This is a genomic window from uncultured Draconibacterium sp., assembly GCF_913060805.1.
In the GTDB taxonomy this organism is placed as follows: Bacteria; Bacteroidota; Bacteroidia; order Bacteroidales; family Prolixibacteraceae; genus Draconibacterium.
The window spans coordinates 131619-151850 of record NZ_CAJXTC010000007.1; the positions used below are offsets into that span (position 1 = coordinate 131619).

At 41.2% G+C, this 20232-nt stretch carries 15 protein-coding genes; 7 read left to right on the top strand and 8 right to left on the bottom strand.

All coding sequences use genetic code 11. The features are described from left to right. Positions 1-42 precede the first annotated feature (42 nt). On the top strand, positions 43-750 hold the full coding sequence (gene pepE / locus QZ576_RS06000) for a dipeptidase PepE (RefSeq protein ID WP_297095078.1): 708 nt from the start codon (positions 43-45) through the stop codon (positions 748-750). Positions 751-893: 143 nt separating this feature from the next. Beyond that, a complete protein-coding gene (locus tag QZ576_RS06005; protein WP_297095081.1) occupies positions 894-2480 on the top strand; it encodes an aspartate:alanine exchanger family transporter in 1587 nt (528 codons plus the stop codon). Here QZ576_RS06005 and QZ576_RS06010 read toward each other — a convergent pair whose 3' ends face one another. Together QZ576_RS06010 and QZ576_RS06015 are read right to left on the bottom strand one after the other, a co-directional pair. Further along, complete coding sequence (locus QZ576_RS06010) at positions 2481-2972, bottom strand: thioredoxin family protein (protein WP_297095083.1); 492 nt, start codon at positions 2970-2972, stop codon at positions 2481-2483. Positions 2973-2979: 7 nt separating this feature from the next. Next, positions 2980-4428 (bottom strand): glycoside hydrolase family 32 protein, encoded by a 1449-nt coding sequence (locus QZ576_RS06015; protein ID WP_297095085.1) that lies wholly within the window; start codon positions 4426-4428, stop codon positions 2980-2982. Positions 4429-5475: 1047 nt separating this feature from the next. Here QZ576_RS06015 and QZ576_RS06020 point away from each other — a divergent pair. The 4 genes from QZ576_RS06020 to QZ576_RS06035 all read left to right on the top strand — a co-directional run bounded on the left by QZ576_RS06020 (position 5476) and on the right by QZ576_RS06035 (position 12957). Beyond that, complete coding sequence (locus QZ576_RS06020) at positions 5476-7920, top strand: T9SS type A sorting domain-containing protein (RefSeq protein WP_297095087.1); 2445 nt, start codon at positions 5476-5478, stop codon at positions 7918-7920. A 273-nt stretch (positions 7921-8193) separates the two neighbouring features. After that, positions 8194-10698, top strand: a complete 2505-nt coding sequence (locus tag QZ576_RS06025; protein ID WP_297095089.1) for a T9SS type A sorting domain-containing protein — start codon at positions 8194-8196, stop codon at positions 10696-10698. 268 nt (positions 10699-10966) lie between these two features. Next, entirely contained in the window at positions 10967-11863 is an 897-nt protein-coding gene (locus QZ576_RS06030) for a prephenate dehydrogenase (protein WP_297095091.1), read from the top strand. Positions 11864-11865: 2 nt separating this feature from the next. Further along, a complete protein-coding gene (locus QZ576_RS06035) occupies positions 11866-12957 on the top strand; it encodes a chorismate mutase (RefSeq protein ID WP_297095093.1) in 1092 nt (363 codons plus the stop codon). Positions 12958-13007: 50 nt separating this feature from the next. On the opposite strand, the gene rnpA is transcribed toward QZ576_RS06035, so the two are convergent. The 3 genes from rnpA to QZ576_RS06050 form a co-directional block, all read right to left on the bottom strand. Next, entirely contained in the window at positions 13008-13433 is a 426-nt protein-coding gene (gene rnpA / locus QZ576_RS06040; protein ID WP_297095096.1) for a ribonuclease P protein component, read from the bottom strand. A 61-nt stretch (positions 13434-13494) separates the two neighbouring features. After that, entirely contained in the window at positions 13495-14241 is a 747-nt protein-coding gene (locus QZ576_RS06045; protein WP_297095098.1) for a uroporphyrinogen-III synthase, read from the bottom strand. Between the two features lie 37 nt (positions 14242-14278). Beyond that, positions 14279-15199 carry a DUF4271 domain-containing protein gene (locus QZ576_RS06050; RefSeq protein WP_297095100.1) on the bottom strand — a complete coding sequence of 307 codons (921 nt, stop codon included), beginning with the start codon at positions 15197-15199 and terminating at the stop codon, positions 14279-14281. 85 nt (positions 15200-15284) lie between these two features. On the opposite strand from QZ576_RS06050, the gene QZ576_RS06055 reads away from it, so the two are divergent. Beyond that, positions 15285-16220, top strand: a complete 936-nt coding sequence (locus QZ576_RS06055) for a tRNA-dihydrouridine synthase (RefSeq protein ID WP_297095102.1) — start codon at positions 15285-15287, stop codon at positions 16218-16220. A gap of 84 nt (positions 16221-16304) precedes the next feature. On the opposite strand, the gene polA is transcribed toward QZ576_RS06055, so the two are convergent. From polA to QZ576_RS06070, 3 genes are all read right to left on the bottom strand, one after another. After that, entirely contained in the window at positions 16305-19079 is a 2775-nt protein-coding gene (polA, locus tag QZ576_RS06060) for a DNA polymerase I (RefSeq protein WP_297095104.1), read from the bottom strand. Between the two features lie 23 nt (positions 19080-19102). Beyond that, on the bottom strand, positions 19103-19552 hold the full coding sequence (gene queD / locus QZ576_RS06065; RefSeq protein ID WP_297095106.1) for a 6-carboxytetrahydropterin synthase QueD: 450 nt from the start codon (positions 19550-19552) through the stop codon (positions 19103-19105). Between the two features lie 109 nt (positions 19553-19661). Beyond that, positions 19662-20153 carry a manganese efflux pump MntP family protein gene (locus QZ576_RS06070; protein WP_297095108.1) on the bottom strand — a complete coding sequence of 164 codons (492 nt, stop codon included), beginning with the start codon at positions 20151-20153 and terminating at the stop codon, positions 19662-19664. Positions 20154-20232 lie beyond the last annotated feature (79 nt).

Below are 20232 nucleotides of genomic sequence, written 5' to 3' on the forward strand. Positions count from 1 at the left end.
AGATTTCAGTTCTTTCTGCCACAAATTAATTGGTCAAGAGAAATGAAGTTATTACTGCTAAGCAACTCAACAATGCCGGGCGAACCTTATCTGGATTACCCGAAAAACGAGATAAAGAAATTCCTGGGCGACAAATCGGTAACAGCGGTTTTTATTCCGTATGCAGCCGTTACTTTTTCGTTTGATACTTACTGCGAAAAAGTGGAAGAACGATTCGCCGAACTGGGACACCATATTAAAGGTATCCATACGTTTAAAAATCCGGTGAAAGCGATTGAAGAGGCTGAAGCCATCGTTGTTGGCGGTGGAAACACCTGGCAGCTGGTTCGGATGATGCACGATCAGAAGTTGATGAATCCGATTCGCGAACGCGTTTACAACGGAGTTCCGTATATTGGCTGGAGTGCCGGATCGAATGTGGCTTGTCCAACATTGCGCACTACCAACGATATGCCAATCATCGATCCGCTGGGATTTGATTGCATAAATATGGTGCCGTTTCAAATCAACCCGCACTACCTCGATGCCAATCCTGAAGGACATGGTGGCGAAACACGTGAGCAGCGAATTTCTGAATTCCTTGAGATTAATCCGAACTGCTACGTGGCCGGTTTGCGCGAAGGAACCATGTTTAAATTGGAGGACGATAAATTGGAGCTGATCGGAGACAGAAGTTGCCGAATCTTTAAAAAAGGACAGGAGCCTTATGAGTTAAAGGCGGGCGACGATTTTAGCTTTTTACTGCCGTAAATTGAAACACAATATAAACGAACCGGATAAATTTTATCCGGTTTTTTTGTTCTTGTACTTAACATTAAATCGGGCCATATCTCGGCTTGGATGCTTGTTAGTCCCAAAAACTATTACTTACCTTTGTGCCAAACTTCGCACAAATGGAACTACTAGGAAATAGCTATTTTGCCCTGTTTGTAATTATTGCATTAGGCTTTATTGTTGGTCGGATCAAGGTTTTCGGACTGTCGCTCGATGTGTCGGCAGTAATTTTTGTGGCCCTTGTTTTTGGTCACTTCGGCATCGTGGTTCCAAAAGATTTTCAGTACCTCGGGTTGGTGCTGTTTATCTTTACTATCGGAATTCAGGCTGGCCCCAGTTTCTTCGAGTCGTTTAAAAAAGAAGGGAGGCAACTGGCCGGGTTTGCATCTTTGCTTATTGTGCTGGCCTCAGTTATCACTGTTGTCATTATCACTGTTTTTAAAGTCGATCCGAATATCGCAGTTGGTTTGTTAACCGGTTCGTTAACCAGTACGCCGGGTCTGGCTGCTGCCATCGATTATACCGGCTCGCCACTGGCGTCTATTGGTTATGGTGTGGGGTATCCGTTTGGTGTTATCGGTGTGATTCTGTTCATTCGTTTCCTTCCAAAAATATTAGGTACTTCCATTGCCAAAGCTGAAGAGGAGCATCTTTCAGTTTTAAAAGATGAATTTCCGGAAGTAGTTAAACGCAATTTTGTGGTTGAAAACGAAAATGTTGTTGGAAAAACAATAGGAGAGTTGCGCATTCGGTTTATGACCAAAGCTGTAGTTTCGCGGGTTGTGCACGACGGTGTGGCAGTAACGCCAACCCCCAAAACCTTATTGCAGAAAGGCGATCTGATAAAAGCTGTAGGAACCGAAGAAGCACTGAAAAATGTGGAGTTATTGATCGGTCCTCAAACAGAACAGGAAATTTCAATTGATGCAAAATACGATGTGCGTTCGGTGTTGGTTACCAATAAAGAAGTGGTAAATAAAACCATCGGGCAGATTAATTTGCTGCACACTTATGGCGCGACCATCACCCGAATTCGCAGGGCTGGTATTAATATAGTCCCAAGTCCGAGCTCGAAACTACAGTTTGGCGATAAACTTGTAATTGCCAGTAGCCGTGCCAATATGGATATGGTTTCAAGAATATTTGGTAACGACCAAAAGCGTTTGTCCGATACTGATATCTTGCCGGTAGCTCTCGGAATTATTCTTGGAGTATTGGTTGGGAAAATCAGTATTGCTATGGGAACTTTCGCCTTTAGTCTTGGCCTTACCGGGGGAGTGCTTATTGTAGCTTTGGTTCTCAGTCGTATTGGTAAAACCGGTCCAATTTTATGGACTATGACTGGTGCTGCCAACCAGTTGGTTCGTCAGTTTGGGTTATTGCTTTTTCTTGCAGCAGTTGGTACAGGTGCCGGACAAAAAATTGTTGAAACATTCAATCAATACGGAATTGAGCTGTTTTTGTACGGTGGGGCCATCACTATTTTGCCAATGATTGTGGCGGGAATTCTCGGAAAATATTTCTTTAAAATGAACATTCTAACACTGTTGGGAGCCATCAGCGGAAGTATGACAAGTACACCGGGGTTGGCAGCAGCCGACTCGATGACCGATACTAATGCGCACTCCATAGCTTATGCAACGGTTTACCCGGTGGCAATGGTGTTGCTAATTGTTTGTGTTCAGTTGATTACAATGTTTTTCTAATCATTTTTCGTACGAAGCCGGATCCAAAGCAGCTGGGGACCAGTTTTTTAGAAAGCGTAATATTTTGTCTTTGTCGTAACTTTTTTCCTTTTCTAAAAAAGCCGAATTTTGCGTGTGAATACGTTTACCCGATGCATCAAGAATAACAAAAACAGGAAATCCGAAACGTTGCGGGAATTCAAGTTCTGCCAACAGTTCTTCCTGACGGTTGTTCTGATCGTAATTAACTTTTACCACCTCAAAGTTGTCTTCCATAAAAGAACTGAGCTCTGCATCGTCGTGAACAAAATTGTGGAATTTAATGCACCATGGGCACCAGTTTCCGCCAATTTGCAGGAATACATATTTGTTTGCTTTTTGTGCCGCTTCAACAGCCTCAGCGATGTCTTTTTTGGCATCGGCAGTGGTGTCGTAAATTTTTTGTTCCTGTGCGCTTAAAAGCATTGGTAAAATTATTACCATACTAAGCACTATTGTTTTTAAGTATTTCATAGCTGTATTATTTTTCCCAGATCGAATTCATTTCGTAAACATCAATTTTGTCAATTCCCAGTTCGCCGCCATTGGTAAAAAGTATAACGTCGGTTGCTTTTTCGGTTGGAGTAAAGCAGTTGCTAATCACTTTTTTCCCGTCGTTGGCAAAAATTTCAATCGATGCACGGTCGAGCAATATTTCGAGTTTAATTTTATTGTCGACAGGCGGTAGTGGCACGGTGCAACCAAGTACCGTTAGCGTTTCACGTTTTACATTGTACAGAATTTCAGTTCCGGCCGACTTGTTATCGTTACGAAGCATAAAACCAAAATTGTCGCTTGTTTTCAGGTCGAACTCGCCAATGATGTGCAGGCAGTCGCCCGATACTTTTTTTAGTTTGTTATCGTTAAGTCCCGGCAATACGTTTTTGTCTTCCCACGAATCGTGTTTACCGTGCAGTTTTTCAATCTCTGAAATTGGTTTTCGGATGAGCTGGTAGCCATAATCGAATTTTGTAACCGACAATTCGCATGGAAACGACATCTGTCCGTTAAAAGGCATGTCGGGGAACTCTCCGCCCCGCATCCAGGCAATTTGTATTACGCGGTCATCCGACTCGGGAATGTTGCTCCAGGTTTGTGTGGCGTAATAATTTTTTCCCCAATCGCTTTTCATTTTTGCTGTTTCGGGAGCAAATGTTTTGCCATCGAAACTTCCAATAATATAACTGCCATCGCCATCAAAAAGTACCCATTTGGTTTCGTTGGGGCGGTTGGTTACCTGGAATTTTACCAGGTCGGGGCATTCATAGAAACTTGCCATGTGGCTCTGCCACTCCCAGTCAACAAGGTTGGTAGAGGTGTAAAACGAAACGCCTTTTGAGCTTTCATCTTCAGTCGCTTTGCGGTAAAGTGCCATTACCCATTTCGCGCTTTCTTCGTGCCAGAAAACTTTTGGGTCGCGGGCGTCGTCAATCTCGTCAAATGGAATTATCGGGTTTCCTTCGTATTTCTCCCAGGTTCTTCCTTTATCGGTGCTGTAGGCAATTCGCTGCCCGCAATGCTGGCTGGTATAAAAAGCAACCAGCGTTTTGTAGTTGCCACTTTGTTTGCCAAGCAGGTTGTTTTCATCAACAATTGCCGATCCCGAATAAGCGGTGCATCTTTCTTTGTCGGTAGAACCTTCATCGGGGTAAAGTGCAATCGGAAGTGGTTGCCAATGCAGTAAATCGGTGCTAACTGTATGCCCCCAGTGCATGTAGCCCCATTCGTTTCCGTTTGGGTTATATTGGTAAAACATGTGGTATTCATTATCATAAAAAACTAGCCCGTTCGGATCGTTATGCCAGTTCTTTTCCGGCGTAAAATGGAATTGTGGCCGGTAAAGTTCGTCGTAAAGTTTCTGCTCTTTTTTTTGTGCCGGAAGACTAATTAGCAGAGCAATAGAGAGTAAGGTTGTTGATAAAAAGTTCATAAATAAACCAATCTTAAATTTTGTTACCGAGCTAAACTTATGAAAAAAAATTTGGTTTAATTAAATTAATTCCTACATTTACATCCACAAACCCATAAATATAGAACCGTTCTTTGACTGGCGCTTTTGATTTTCAACACAACATCAATCATCAAAGTAAAAATCAAAAGTTGAATTTTTTGCGTTAAGAAACCTTTGTTACAGGGTGGATATTTTGTGGAAGTGAATTACAAACCCACCGCTTTGCATTATTAAAATAATTGTAAATCGGATTTTTGCTTACTCAATATTTAATCGCTCTCGCAAACGTTTTGTAAAAGATTTCTCCGGATTCAAACGAATGTTTCATTATTTATAATTGAGAAGTTAGAACCTAATTTGAGTTGTAATGAAACAAAACCATTTAATTATTGAGGACGCTGTAAACAACAAAAAAGAATTTATTTACTGATCGCGGTTAAGCGAATCTTATTGGTGTAGAATTGCGGTTTCAACAAACCCAATGATTTACATAACAAACCCGGTAAATCATAGCAGGAACCAAAAATTCAGGCAGAACAATAAGTGGCGGGAAAAGATTTCGATCGTAAGTTGCTGAGTACAAAAGTATGACAACTTGATGGGCAAACGTTAGACAAACGGTCTAAGAAAAGTAAACCCTTCATCTCAGCAAAACATCCCGATTTCGGATTCCGATTTAAGGATTTAACAAAATCCTCAGCTTTTTACCGGTAAGTTTTTGGTCAATAATCGGCCAGTCATTCAGCAACAATAATTAGGGTAGTCTACTAAAAGTCAGGTTCTTTGTAGCGAACAATTAGAGGACAATATAGAAGTCGTTTTCCAAGAAGATTAAGTTCTTTGTTTACTGAAAAAAGTCTTAGGAATAAGCAAAGCGGGCGAAACAAACCCACTGTTCCGGCAACAAACAAACCCGGCCGTAACAGATCTTCGCAGCGCAGTTATCCTAAAAACATGCCGAAATGACCTTTGCGCAATATTGAGATTTAGGCATGACAATTTTTACAAACCCTAATTTAAATTGTAATGAGACATTTAATTATCACCGCCCTGGTATTAGTTGGCGCTTTTTATGCCAGGGCCGAGCAATCGGATCAAGAAAGGATCACAAAGATCAATGCCCCGATCAACATTGCTTCTGAAGACAGTAAGAAATCATTTATCGCACCCCAAGAAACAAACTTAAAATCCGGATCGGTATTAAATTCCGATTTCCAGGTGGAGTTTGTCAACTTTCCAGAAAATGCTAAACCGGCATTTTTATACGCAGTTTCTATATACGAAAACCTTATTTCGTCGCCCGTGCCTGTTAAAGTACGTGCAACATGGAAAGGAATGGGAACCAACGTATTGGCAAACAGTGCTCCGGGAAGTATGTACCGTAACTTTAGCGGTGCACGACTAAGTAATGTATATTACCCTGTAGCATTGGCCGAAAAACTTGCCGAAAAAGAATTGAACGGAACTGAAGCTGATATCGAGGCTTCGTTTAACAGTTCCATTAACTGGTATTTTGGTATCAACGGCGATTGCCCGTCGAACGAGTACGATTTTGTAACCGTTGTGTTGCACGAGCTAGTTCACGGTTTGGGATTTGTAGGTTTTTTCGATATCGTAGATAACAAGGGAACTTTCGATAATAACTCGAATGCACCAAGTATTTACGACGTTTACGTTTATAATCAAACGAACGAGCAAATTGCTGACGAAGATCTTTTTGCCCGTCCATCAACAACACTTAAAGATCAGCTACTTTCGAATAATCTTGTGTTGAAAAGCCAGGGAAACAACGAAACAGTAAAAGTTTATGCTCCTCAGAGTTGGAACGTAGGAACAAGTATTTACCATTATCCGGAGAATGAATTTGCTGCCGGAGACGCAAATGCATTAATGTCGCCTTTTATTTTTAAAGGAGAAGCCATTCATTATCCGGGTGACAAAACTATGGATGTTCTTGCTCAGTTAGGATGGAAAGCACTTAGCTTCGACGGTTACGAGATTAAAGATTTTGAAGAGCCTTGCGAAAAACTTCCTGTTTTTGTTGAGGTAGGTGGCGAAATGGATATCGACCAGTCTTCTGTGAAAATCACTTTCTCAACCGATAATTTTGCAACATCAGAAACTGTAAGTCTTACATACAATAATAATACACAGCAGTTTGAAGGCGATTTGCCATTAAACAACGCAAAAGGAAAAATTTATTATTACTACGAAGCTAAAACCACAGGTAATGTAGCATTTAGCTACCCGGAACGTGCACCGGAACAAAAACTAAGTTTCCGTGTTGGCGACGATTATTACCCACCGGTTTTGCAGCACAATCCAGAGAAACTGGTAAACGCCGAAAGTCCTGTAATGGACTTAACAGCGGTTGCAACCGATAATGTTGGAATAAACAGAGTTGAAGTTCAGTACCGTATTAACGGACAAGATCAGGAGCCATTCATTTTATCAAAAGAGGGTGCTGATACTTATGCCGGTAAACTCGAGTTTCCTACTCAGTTATTTAACGACGATGTTGTTGAATACCGCATTTTAGCTATCGATAATACAGCTCGCGAAAACAAACGCCGTATGCCAACAAGTGGTTATTACAGCGTTTCAGTATTCGAAACTGAAGAAGCTGTAGCCGGTTACTTTAATAACTTTGATTCGCCAAATAGCGATTTCGAAATTTCTGATTTCGAAGTTACATTGCCAGCCGGTTTCTCAAGTGGTAACCTGCACACGGTAAATCCATATCCTGAATCACAGGCTGATAATCAAAAATACAACCTGATCGCCCAGTTGAAATATCCGATTGTTCTTGAAGAAAATGGTCTAATGAGTTTTGATGAGGTAGTTTTAGTAGAACCGGGCGTTGAAGGAACAGTTTATACCGAAGATCAGTTTTGGGATTTCGTAATTGTTGAAGCAAGCAAAAACAACGGAAAAAGTTGGTTGCCTGTAACCGATGGTTACGACTCAAGTGTTGACGATCTTTGGAGTTCACAATTCACAGGTTCGTTGAAAAGTGCGGTGTCGCAAGCTGCCGGAGCAGAAAACATGTTCCTGAAACAAACGATTAACCTAACCGACAACACCGGTTTTGAAGCTGGTGACACCGTAATTTTCCGTTTCCGTTTGGCATCAGACAAAGCAACTACCGGTTGGGGTTGGGCAATTGATAACTTGGCGATTCAGCAAGTTACCACCGACGTTAACGAAGAGTTGGCTGCCAACGACGTAACGGTTTACCCGAATCCATTTAAAAGCAGCATTTATATCGACGGATTCCAGTCGGATATGAATGACGATGTAGAAGTAATTATTACCGACCTGTACGGAAAAACTGTGCATCGCGAAACACTTTATAATGCATCGTACGGTAAGATTAAAATCGATCTTCCTAATGTAGCTCCCGGAGTTTACATGGCAAGTATATCAGATAACAATTTAAATACATTCACTCAAAAAATCATAAAAAATTAGAACTATGGAAACACTATTAATGATTGCATTTATTGCAGCATTCGCAGGTCTAGTAACATCGCTAGTGGTGTTATACAGATTACTAAGTGAGAAAAAAGCGCAAAGGTTAGAATATTAGATGATTGGTATTACAACCTTAAATTAGGTAATGCCGGAATGAAAATTCCGGCATTTTTTTTAACTCTCGTCCATTTTATTTGAACTTTTTGTTGCTCATGTTCTTTTTAATATGAAAATTTACTGCGCCAAATAAATGTTCTATAAAACAGAAAAATGAGCAAGTATTCTACATTGTTAAGTTTGTTGATTCTTGTGGTGTTATCCTCTAACGCACAATTGAAGAGTTACAATCAAAGTATTAAAGTCCCGCATCCGGTTTGTTACGGTTCCGGCGAAGTTGAAAGAGCACGAATTGCACCTCCTGCCGAATTTCTTTTAAAATCAGCCGGAGCAGCAAAATCAGAAATAATAGTCGACTATAATGGTTTCACTCCCGAGGCGCAGGAAGCATTTGCTTACGCGGTTAGTATTTGGGAATCGATTATCGAATCGGAGGTTCCTATTCGAATGGAAGCAACTTGGAGCGGAAGTTTGGGGTCGAATGTACTGGGGAGCTGTGGTCCCGAAACCTATTATATGAATTTTAAAGATGCGCCTTTTAAAGACCGATACTATCCGGTAGCGATTGCAGAAAAAATTGCAAAAAAGGAGCTGAATGGCGAGAGCCGATACGATATGGTTGCCAATTTTAGCAGTAAAGTGGATTGGTACTATGGAACTGATATGAATTGCCCGGATACACTTTATGATTTAGCGACTGTTGTATTACACGAAATTGGTCATGGCCTTGGTTTTACCGGCTTCTTTTTTGTCGATGATCAGGAGTCGTTAGGCGCATATGGTTATTACGAATTTGGTGATGCCACTTCGTTTGATTTATTGGTTGAGGAAGGCGCAGTAAATGGCGAACAATTGGTAAATACGGCGTTCTTTGAAAACACAAGCACCGAGCTTTTAAGTGCGCTACAGTCAAGGAATTTGTATGCAAATAGTCCGATTGCAATAAAGCGTAACCGGGGTAATAAGCCAAGGCTTTATGCTCCCGAATTTTTCGATGACGGTTCGAGTGTATATCACCTTAACGATAATACTTATCCCACCGGGAATGATAATTCGCTAATGACTCACGCGGTGGGTATGGCGGAGGCAATTCACGATCCGGGGCCACTAACACGTGGAATAATTGACGATATTGGCTGGCGAAATATATTTATTCGTTTCGACCAGGTAAAAGATATTGAAGAGTTAAAACCACTGGTTTTCAGTGGATGGTTCGAAAGTGATTATGGTGTAAAAGCAGGTTCGCATAAAGTTATTTATTCGTTAGACGAGTTTCAAACCCACTCCGATACGCTCGAATTGGTTGATGCGGAAGGTGATGGAACTTACACTGCTACTTATGCCCCGGAAGCCGGTACCGAAAGCATTTCATATTATATTGAAGTACAGGATACAATGGATCGTATGCGAACCGATCCGGCGCTTGCACCTATTGAGTTCTATACTATTCATGTTGGTACTGATACCGAAAAACCTGTTATTGCTCATGACGAGATTGACTATTTTCTTTTGTTGAATGAAGAGCAGCAATTGGTTGCAGATATAAGCGACAATTTAGGTATTGATACTGCCTATGTGCAATATTCAATAAATGGCGACGCGCAGGAACCATTTGCATTACAACGAGAATATGATGATCGGTATATTGGCAATTTCCCATTCGATGTGAACAGTTTGAAAGATGGGGATGAGATTTCATACGCAATTTATGCTACCGATGCAGCGAGCAGCCCGAACAGTGCAAGGCTCCCTGAAGTGCAAAAGGTATCTTTTTCTTTTAAAGTTGAAGAAATATTTGAGGCGGTAAGTTATTACAGTAACAACTTTAATCAGGAAACTCCCGATTTTGTTATTTCTGATTTTGATATATATACAGCCGACCTTTTTAACAATGGCGCGTTGCACAGTGTGCATCCCTATCCGGCGCCAAATATTGATAACGAAGACCTGGAATTTTCCACCTTCCTGAAAAGACCTATTGTATTAAGAGATGGAGGCACAATGACTTTTGATGAGGTTGTGCTGGTAGAGCCCGGTGCTCAGCTTTCGACATTTGGCGACAGCGATTTTTTCGACTATGTAATTATTGAAGGAAGTAAAGATTTGGGTCGTACCTGGTATCCTCTTGCCGACGGTTATGATTCTTCATCTCAAATAACATGGCAAAGCAGTTACAATAGTGGAATCCCGGCAGGAGAGCAGGATTCGGAGACTGAGGGTTCGGCCGATATGTATGTAAGCCGTTCGATTACGCTAACCGATAACGATTATTGTGCGGCCGGCGATACGATTCTGATTCGTTTCCGTTTGTATTCCGATCCTTATGCAACAGGCTGGGGATGGGCAATTGATAATTTAGAGATTCAACGACCTGTTTCAGCTGATGTTACTTTGTTGTCGCCGGGAGAGGTTAATGTCTACCCCAATCCGTTCACCGATAATGTTACGGTAAAAATCACAGCCGTTCAGCAGGAGTCGCAAATACAGGTTGACGTGTTTAATGCTGTAGGGCAGAAAATATATGCCACACAAGATCAGGGAGTACTTGGTGCGTATTCGCATGAAATTAACCTTTCGCGATACGGAAATGGAATGTTCCTGGTAAAAGTGAGCCAAAACGGGCAAACCGTGCTTACTAAAAAGTTAATTAAAAACTAAATTTCGAATATTAGCTTTAAAATGAAGTGTAAAAACATGATAAAAATTTCATTTTAAAAATATATCTCTATATTTGTTCACAGAAATTAAAGAAATGACAAAGAATTTTAACAATAACTATTTCTACTTTTATTTTTATTATGGTTCTGAAATCGGGGTCAGGAAGTAGGGTATTGTCTAAATTTAAAATATTTTACAGAAAGGTCTCGAAAAAATTCGGGACCTTTTTTTGTGGGCAAAAGTGAAATAAACAAAACTGAATATACAAATGAAAACAACAGTAATAGGACTTGGATTAATTGGGGGGTCGATTGCGCGCGATTTGCGAAAGTCGGGCTTTGCCACCGAATTAATCGGGGTTGATGCCAGTGAGGAAAATGCGGCCAAAGCACTGGAAATTGGACTGGTTGACAAGATTGCAACGCTGGAGGACGGGGTAAAAGATACCGACTTGGTGATTATTGCGATTCCTGTAAACAAAGAGCTTGAGGTTTTACCACGGGTATTGGATACCATTAGCAGCGGAACAACGGTAGCCGATATGGGATCGACAAAAAAAGTAATTGTTGATTTGGTAGCTAACCACAAGCGAAGAAAAAACTTTGTTCCGGGGCATCCAATGTCGGGAACCGAAGACTCGGGACCAACAGCAGCTTTGGAAGGATTGTTTAAAGGGAAAATTGCCATTTTATGCGACCAGGAAGATTCGGGTCCGCAGCATGTGGCATTAATCGAAAAGATGTTTCAGGTGCTGGGAATGGACATTGCCTACATGACATCGGATGAACAAGACCACAGCACAGCATTTGTATCGCACTTGCCGCACGCTGCCGCTTACGCGTTGGCCAATGCAGTTCAGGCAAAAGAGGATCGTAAAATCATTTTCGACCTCGCAAGTGGAGGTTTCCGCTCAACGGTTCGTTTGGCAAAGAGTTCGGCTACGATGTGGCACCCGATTTTTCAACAAAATCGCGAATACGTTGTTGAATCGCTGAACGTATACATCAAGCATCTCATCGAATTTCGCGATTGTATGAAAAACGAAGAGGATGACAAAATGCTCGATTTGATCAACAATGCAAATAAAATCCGTGGCATACTTGAAGGTAAGAATCCACATTTTCTGAAGAATGAAGAGAAAATAACAAAACTTTATACGAAATAATCATGACGTTAAAATTAGACATTAATCCGATTAAAGCGTGGATGCCAAATATCGACAATCCACTGCTGATTTCAGGGCCATGTAGCCTTGAAACGGAAGAACAAACCATGGAAACAGCCCGTTTGCTGGCAAAAGACAAACGCGTATTTGTTTTTCGTGGTGGAGTTTGGAAACCAAGAACTCGCCCGGGATCGTTTGAGGGCGTTGGATCGATTGGTTTGAAATGGCTGCAGCAGGTAAAAGAAGAAACCGGTTTGCCGGTTGGAACTGAGGTAGCCAACGCACAACACACCGAAGAGGCTTTAAAAGCCGGACTTGATGTATTGTGGATTGGAGCACGTTCTACTGCCAGCCCTTTTGTGGTGCAGGAAATTGCCGATGTGTTAAAAGGAACCGATACCGTGGTAATGATCAAAAATCCGGTGAATCCTGACGTGCAACTTTGGATGGGTGCCGTTGAGCGAATAAGCCAGGCTGGTATTAAAAACATTGTGGGAATCCACCGTGGTTTTACGCCATTCCGCGAAACAAAATACCGTAACTACCCTAATTGGAAAACCTTTATTGAGTTAAGGCGTCTGCTGCCGAATTTGCCTGTAATTTGCGATCCGAGCCACATAGCCGGAACACGCGAATACCTGTTCGAAATTTCGCAGAAAGCATTTGACATGGGTATGGAAGGATTGATGATTGAATCGCATCGCGATCCGTCGTGTGCATTGAGTGATGCAGGACAACAACTTACTCCTGCCGACCTTGGGAAAATGCTCGATAAATTGGTAATTCGTTACGAAAATGCAAGCAATCCGGATTTCGTCAATCAACTGGATGTATTGCGTAGCCGTATTGATGCAATTGATACCGAGTTGCTGGAAACACTGGCTTCGCGTGTGCAAATCGTTAAACAAATTGGGGAGTATAAACGCGACAACAACGTTACTGCGCTGCAAATTAGCCGTTGGACAGAGTTAATGGAAAAGCGTGTAAAGTTGGGTAAGAGTATGGACGTAAATGAAACGTTTGTAAAGATCCTCTTTCAGCTCATTCACGAAGATTCGGTGCGTATGCAAACCGAAATTATGGATCAGGAATAAGATTCTGTTTGAAAAGATAACAAGCCTCGGGAGATATTTTCGGGGCTTTTTTATGCCTTTTTGTTTTCTGCTTCAGCACACGAATCGGCTAACCTGGAAAGTGCCTTTTTCATGGCTTTTTCAACCTGTGCAAAGCTTGGTAGTTCCTTGCCAATAAAAATGAAAAAAACGGCCATTTGCTGCTTTTCTGCAGTCACCGAAAGCATTTGTTTGTTCAGACGGTAAGCTTCGCGCATCAGTCGTTTAATGCGGTTTCGTTTTACGGCTCGTTTAAATATCTTTTTGCTTACCGAAAATCCGGCCTGAACAGGAACGGCCTGAGGCAATTCAGTTGCCTTGAAAACAACCTTTAACGGAAACGCTAAAAATGATTCGCCTTCAGAAAAAAGTTTATCGATAACTTTTTTGCTGCACAAACGCTCCGTCTTTTTTAGCGAGTGAGATACAGGCGACTCTATTTTTTCTTTTGTTTCCATAAAAAAGTAAAGGCCATACGTCAAACGACGGACGGCCTTTCAAAAATATATATTTTTCTATTTAATTCTTGTTGCTCTTCTTGATGTATTGATCAAGAGCCATAGTCATCGAAGGAGCCTGCGCTGTTGGAGCCTGAATATCCAGTCTTAGCCCGGCCTCTTCAACTGCTTTTGCTGTCGACGGACCAAAACATGCGATGCGTGTAGAATTTTGCTCAAAATCGGGGAAGTTCTGGAAAAGCGACTTAATTCCCGACGGGCTGAAAAATACCAGCACATCATATTTTATATCTGCCAAATCCGATAAATCGGCGCTAACAGTGCGGTATAAAATTGCTTTCGTGTACTTATAGCCACCTTTGTCTAACAGGGTTGGAATTTCCTGTTTGTGAATATCTGAAAGGGGTACAAGGAATTTTTCATCTTTGTGCTTTTTCATCACATTCACCAAATCGGTGAATTTACCATCGGCATAAAATATTTTACGCTTACGGTACACTATGTACTTTTGAAGATAGAAAGCAGTTGCTTCAGAAATGCAGAAATATTTCATCGAATCAGGCACTGTAATGCGCAATTCCTGTGCAATTCTGAAAAAATGATCGATAGCAGTACGGCTGGTAAAAATTACCGCTGTATGCTCAAGTATCTGCGTTCGTGTTTGGCGAAATTCCTTTGCAGGAACCCCCTCAACTTGTATGAAAGGTCTGAAGTCGATTTTCAGGCCATTCTTCTCAGCCAGTTCAAAATACGGTGATTTTGCTGTACTTGGCTCCGGTTGTGAAACTAAAATGCTCTTGACTTTCAAATTTTTATGCTTTTAATGAGACTTTCCCCCTTCTTATTCAAACAACAACTTTATAAATTAAAAGCAAGGGTAAAATTTCAAGGGTACAAAGGTACAAAAACAGATAAAATAAAGAAAATTGTTTTTTCAATAATATAATTGCACCCCTTCTTAGTAATATTAGATTAAAAATTAAAAGAATTACAAGTCCTAAAACTGCTATAAACACAGGGGTTTTAAGCGGCGCAAATTGAATTAAAATTACCACCGGTAAGAAAATTAAACTGAGCGAACGATTAAAATTATCGTAGCTGAACAGATATTCCCGGGTTTCATTTTGCGTTTCAAACATCAATCCTAATGTTAAATAGATAACTTTTTTGCCAAAAAAGTAGAGTAAAGTTCCCCCAAAAATCAGGGATAAATATTGTGGAGTTAGGGACGTGTTTTGATATTTAAACAGATTTAAACACTGAAATATGAATATGGGGAAGATGATATAAAAAATGGCCTCGAGACGAAATGCCGCATGAAAAACGGGGTAGGTTTTATCGTTTAGCATGCGCGACGAAGTGGCATAATTAAATAACGATAAAAACAACTGCTGAATATATTTGGCATACGAATAACGAATGCTGGCAACAAGTGCAATGGCCACAAAAATAATAATGGTTAACCAGTCGTGCCCCGGGTATTCGCGCTCCCGGTTGGGTAAAACCAGGGAGTTTTGCTCAATTTGAGTACTGTGCATTTCTGTTTGGTGGCGCGGAGCAATGTAATCGGAACTATCAACAGCTTGAGTATTTTGTTTTCTGGTGCGATTCGCCTGTGATATTGTGGTCGTTTTTTCAAGATTTTGGGGTATCTCCTCACTTGCGTTTAGCGCTGAAATCGAGTCTTGATAATATGTGTAATTTGCCCCCATAGTTTTGAATGGCGCAAAGATACCAAAATAATAAAATGAAGTTGGTTGCTTCATTGAAGAACTATTTGCCTTTTTTTGAAAACGACTGACTAATTTTAGTTTATTTGTAAGCAGAATAAAAATTTGAAAAGCTGATTTAATGATCTACCTGGCTCCATTACAGGGTTTTACCGACTATGTGTACAGAGCGTCGTACGCCGAAGTGTTTAACACGGTTGATGCTTATTTTATCCCATACATTTCGTTGAAAAACAATGAGATACCAAATAAGTATATTCGTGAAATTCTCCCGGAGAATAATGCACAAAGCAGGGTGATTCCACAAATTCTGGCAAAAGATGCCGCGGAGTTCGAATTGCTGGAAAATGTTTTAACCGACCATGGTTATTCGGAATTTAACCTGAATTTGGGGTGCCCGTATCCGATGGTGACTAACCGCGGGAAAGGTTCGGGGTTATTGCCTTTTCCTGATGAGATTTATAAAATTCTTGATCATTTCTTCAGTCAATCAAAAGGAACGCTTTCAGTAAAATTGCGCGCCGGATTAAAATCGGCAGATGAGTTAAAGGATGTCGTAAAAGTTTTAAATCAATTTCCGCTAAAAGAGGTCATTCTACATGCGCGGGTTGCCGACCAGTTGTATTCGGGCGAAATTGATGAAAATGCTTTTTCGTATGCAATAGAAAACCTAAAACACAAATTGGTTTACAACGGCGATATATTTTCGAAACAGGATTTTCTGGACAAACAAAACAAATTTCACGGCGTTGATACCTGGATGTTGGGACGCGGAATTCTAATGAATCCCTTGCTCCCACATGAAATTAAAGGCATTGAATTATCCGGAAAAGAACGTGCCGATTTACTGTTTTCCTTTCAGCAAACTATGCTGAAACGTTATCTTGAAATTATGGATAACGAGGGGAATGCACTGAATAAAATGAGGCAGTTCTGGAGTTATTTCGCTTATTGTTTCCCCAATCCCAAAAAGGCGTTTAAACACATTAAAAAGTTAAAAGCCCTGAATAAATACAATCCGACTGTAAAATCGATATTTAACGAGCTGAATGGTTAATACTTCGACTTCGCTCAGTCTGACAGCCTTGGTCATGTTGAGCGTAGTCGAAACAGATCAAAAAGAAATGGCAGAAACAGAATACTAGTGTGCATCAAGCCAGTTATCAGCAGCATTGCTTTCAACCGTTAATTGAACGCCAATATCAACGGCATTTTCCATTTCATCTTTTACCAACGAACGGATTGTTTCCAATTCCGGTTTATACACATCAAAATTTAATTCATCATGCACTTGCAAAATCATTTTCGATTGCAGATTTAGCTCCTCCATTTTGTTGTGGATGTTGATCATCGCAATCTTAATAATGTCAGCCGCAGAACCTTGAATCGGTGCATTCACTGCATTTCGTTCGGCCATTCCACGAACAACCGCATTAGCCGAATTGATATCACTCAAATAGCGTCGGCGGCCTTTTATGGTTTCTACAAAACCCTGCTCGCGAGCGAGGTGAATTTGTTTGTCCATAAATGCTTTAATCTTCGGGAAATTCTCGAAGTAGCCGTCAATCAATTCTTTGGCTTCGGTGCGAGGTATATTTAAACGCTGCGACAAGCCGAATGCCGAAATACCGTAAATAATTCCGAAGTTGGCTGTTTTTGCTTTACGTCGCATGTCCGAATCAACTTCGCTTTCGGGGATCTGGTAAATTTTTGCAGCTGTAATGGCGTGAATATCTTTGCCCTCGTTGAAAGCGCGTTGCATTTCTTCGTCGCCACTCAGCGCTGCCATAATGCGCAACTCAATTTGCGAGTAGTCGGCAGAGAAGAAAGTATGCTCATCATCCGACGGAATAAAAGCTTTTCGAATTTCGCGGCCAGCAGCATCGCGAATCGGAATATTTTGCAGGTTCGGATTAACAGAACTCAATCGTCCGGTAGCCGCAATCGCCTGGTTATATGAAGTGTGAATCTTTCCGGTTTTTGGATTTACCAGTTGTGGTAAAGCCTCAACGTAGGTCGACAACAGTTTTTTCAATCCACGGAAATCCAACACTTTCTGAACGATCGGGTGTTTGTCGACCAAACGAATCAATACCTCCTCGGAAGTGGAGTATTGTTTGGTTTTTGTTTTCTTGGCGTTGGTGTCAATTTTTAGCTTCTCAAAAAGGATTGGCCCCAATTGTTTAGGCGACGAAACATTAAATTCTTCGCCGGCCAGTTCTATAATCTCTTTTTCCAGTTCAATAATCTGCTCGCGCAAAACCACGGCATATTTATTCAGCTCGTCGGAGTTTAATTTTACACCAGTACTTTCCATTTTTGCTAGCACCGGCACCAGTGGCATTTCAAGCGTTTCGAAAAGTTCGCGAACTCCGGCTTTATCCAGCTCCGGATCCAAAGCATTTTTTAACTGCAGCGTAAGATCGGCATCTTCACAAGCATAATCGCGTAACTTATCTGTTGTTACCGATCGCATGGTCAGCTGGTTTTTCCCTTTTTTCCCGATCAGATTTTCGGTCGGTACTTTTTCGTAGTTCAGGTACTGCAAACACAATTGGTCGAGATTGTGTTTCATGTCAGGCTGAATCAGGTAATGCGCCAACATCGTATCGTAAAGTGGCCCTTTTACCTCCAGGTTATAATTCTTCAGAATGAGAATGTCGTACTTAATATTTTGCCCGATTTTGGTAATGTTCGTATCCGCAAAAATCGCCTGGAATTCATCCATTACTTTTTGCGCTTCGTTACGGTCTGTCGGAATGGTAACACAATACGCCTCGTGCTCCCGAAACGCAAACGACATACAAACGATTTCGGCCGTTTGTGTATCGAGTCCGGTGGTTTCGGTATCAAAACAAAATTCCTTTTGCACCGAAAGTTCAGCCCGTAAACTGGCGCGCTGTAGTTCGTTTTCAACTAAATAGTATTGATGAGGAACAGAATCGATATTTTCTTTGGTGGTAGGAACTTCGGCAACAACTTCTTCGGGCGCGCCAAAAAGTGTTCCCTGCAATGCCGGTTCGGCCGGCGCAGAGCTCAGTTTTAAGCGCGAAATCAGCGTTTTGAATTCAAGCTCGTTAAATAATTTTACCAGCTCTTCTTTATTGAGATCGTCTTTCTTCAGTTTATCAAGATCGAAAGGAACCGGCGCATCAGTAATAATGGTTGCCAGCACTTTGGAAAGGCGCACCTGCTCTTCGTTTTCAACGATCTTTTCTTTTTGTTTGCCTTTTAGCTTATCCGTGTTTTTATATAGTTCTTCAATGCTTCCGTAATCGGCAATCAATTTTTGTGCTGTTTTCGGTCCAACGCCAGGGCATCCTGGAATATTATCGGCTGAGTCACCCATCAATCCCAGGATGTCAATCACCTGATCGGCAGTTTCAATGCCAAAGTTTTCCTGTACTTCGGGCAGCCCCCAAATTTCGACATCGCCACCGCCTTTTCCGGGTTTATACATAAAAACCTTATCCGAAACCAGCTGCGCATAATCTTTATCAGGCGTCATCATATACGTGGTGAAGCCCTCTTTTTCGGCTTTTTTTGCCAGTGTTCCGATAACGTCGTCGGCTTCGTATCCTGCTTTTTCAATAATCGGAATGTTAAACGCCTCAATAATCTTGCGAATATATGGAATCGACTTGCGCAAATCTTCCGGCATTTCATCGCGGTTGGCCTTGTATTCTTTAAACATTTCGTGCCTGAAAGTTGGCGCCGACACATCGAAAACCACAGCCAGATATTCCGGATCCTCTTTTTCAATTAACTGCACAATGGTGTTGGTAACACCCAGCATTGCCGAGGTATTTACACCTTTTGAGTTAAATCGGGGATTGCGGATAAATGCAAAATAACTACGGTAAATCAGTGCGAAAGCGTCTAAAAGAAAAAGTTTTTGCTGCTTGTTTTCAGGCATAATATTAAATTTCAGAATAGATACTATTTATTGTCTTCGGCAAACCATTCGGCATACGATGTTGCCGTTTCGTAAAGACGAATACTATACAAAGAAACATCTTCGGGCAATTCTTGTTGAAGAACGCCGGCAAAATATACACACATATTTTCCGATGTGGGCTGGAAATCGTGAACGATCAATCGTTCAGTAGCTTTTAACAAGTGCTCCTGGTTTTTATCAGCGTAAATCCGGCTAACCACCAAACTGTGGTCGTACACATTTACGATCTTGTCTTTCACCATTTTTTTGAGCTTGCCAAAGTCAATTACCATCCCGTCTTTCGGGTGTCCTTTCTCCTCCCTTATTTCACCAAGTAAAGTAACTTCCATGTTGTAAGTGTGCCCGTGAATATTGCGGCACAAGCCATCGTAATTGTGCAGCGCATGGCCCATTTCAAAATGAAATTTCTTGGTAACTCTAATCTTCGCCATCTATGTATAAATTTAAAGACGTGAAATTACGGTTTTTATCCGACGTTTTGTATTCTTAAATGAATTTAGACAACTTTTCACAAAGTTTCCTGAATAAGAATAAGAAGATTTATGCCGCCTGCAAAAACAGGTGCTCGGCTATTATTTTTAATCCAATGGCTATTAAAATAATACCTCCAAGAATAAGAGACTGATGACTTCTTTTTGCTGAAATATTTTTCCCGAACAACATCCCCAGCATCGCCGCTATAAAAGTTACCGAGCCAATAATCAAAACCGGAAATAGAATAGGAATTTCAAGAAATCCAAAACTTAAACCAACGACAAGTGCATCAATACTGGTGGCTATTGATAGGCCAATTAATACACTGATTTTAAAGGGATCGAAGTTCTTGAGTGTGCCATCTTCTTTAATACCTTCCACAATCATTTTTCCACCAATTAAGGCCAGTAAGCCAAAAGCGATCCAATGATCTACCGATGAGATCAGGTTTTTAACGGCTTCGCCTATTAGCCATCCAATTACCGGAAATCCAGCCTGAAAAAATGCCAGCGACGCAGCAACCAAGGTGGCTTGTTTGAATTTGATCTCTCGTTTCATCAACCCACACGACACAGAAACAGCGAAGGAATCGAAACTTAAGCCAATACCGAGAAGTAAAAAGGTTATGAATTTTGCT

What these genes read in the sequence shown, in the direction of transcription:
- QZ576_RS06010 (WP_297095083.1), bottom strand. Translation starts at nt 2,972, where the DNA reads ATGAAATACTTAAAAACAATAGTGCTTAGTATGGTAATAATTTTACCA.
- QZ576_RS06035 (WP_297095093.1), top strand. Translation starts at nt 11,866, where the DNA reads ATGACGTTAAAATTAGACATTAATCCGATTAAAGCGTGGATGCCAAAT.
- QZ576_RS06030 (WP_297095091.1), top strand. Translation starts at nt 10,967, where the DNA reads ATGAAAACAACAGTAATAGGACTTGGATTAATTGGGGGGTCGATTGCG.
- QZ576_RS06005 (WP_297095081.1), top strand. Translation starts at nt 894, where the DNA reads ATGGAACTACTAGGAAATAGCTATTTTGCCCTGTTTGTAATTATTGCA.
- queD (WP_297095106.1), bottom strand. Translation starts at nt 19,552, where the DNA reads ATGGCGAAGATTAGAGTTACCAAGAAATTTCATTTTGAAATGGGCCAT.
- rnpA (WP_297095096.1), bottom strand. Translation starts at nt 13,433, where the DNA reads ATGGAAACAAAAGAAAAAATAGAGTCGCCTGTATCTCACTCGCTAAAA.
- QZ576_RS06055 (WP_297095102.1), top strand. Translation starts at nt 15,285, where the DNA reads ATGATCTACCTGGCTCCATTACAGGGTTTTACCGACTATGTGTACAGA.
- pepE (WP_297095078.1), top strand. Translation starts at nt 43, where the DNA reads ATGAAGTTATTACTGCTAAGCAACTCAACAATGCCGGGCGAACCTTAT.
- QZ576_RS06070 (WP_297095108.1), bottom strand. Translation starts at nt 20,153, where the DNA reads ATGAAACGAGAGATCAAATTCAAACAAGCCACCTTGGTTGCTGCGTCG.
- QZ576_RS06050 (WP_297095100.1), bottom strand. Translation starts at nt 15,199, where the DNA reads ATGAAGCAACCAACTTCATTTTATTATTTTGGTATCTTTGCGCCATTC.
- polA (WP_297095104.1), bottom strand. Translation starts at nt 19,079, where the DNA reads ATGCCTGAAAACAAGCAGCAAAAACTTTTTCTTTTAGACGCTTTCGCA.
- QZ576_RS06025 (WP_297095089.1), top strand. Translation starts at nt 8,194, where the DNA reads ATGAGCAAGTATTCTACATTGTTAAGTTTGTTGATTCTTGTGGTGTTA.
- QZ576_RS06020 (WP_297095087.1), top strand. Translation starts at nt 5,476, where the DNA reads ATGAGACATTTAATTATCACCGCCCTGGTATTAGTTGGCGCTTTTTAT.
- QZ576_RS06015 (WP_297095085.1), bottom strand. Translation starts at nt 4,428, where the DNA reads ATGAACTTTTTATCAACAACCTTACTCTCTATTGCTCTGCTAATTAGT.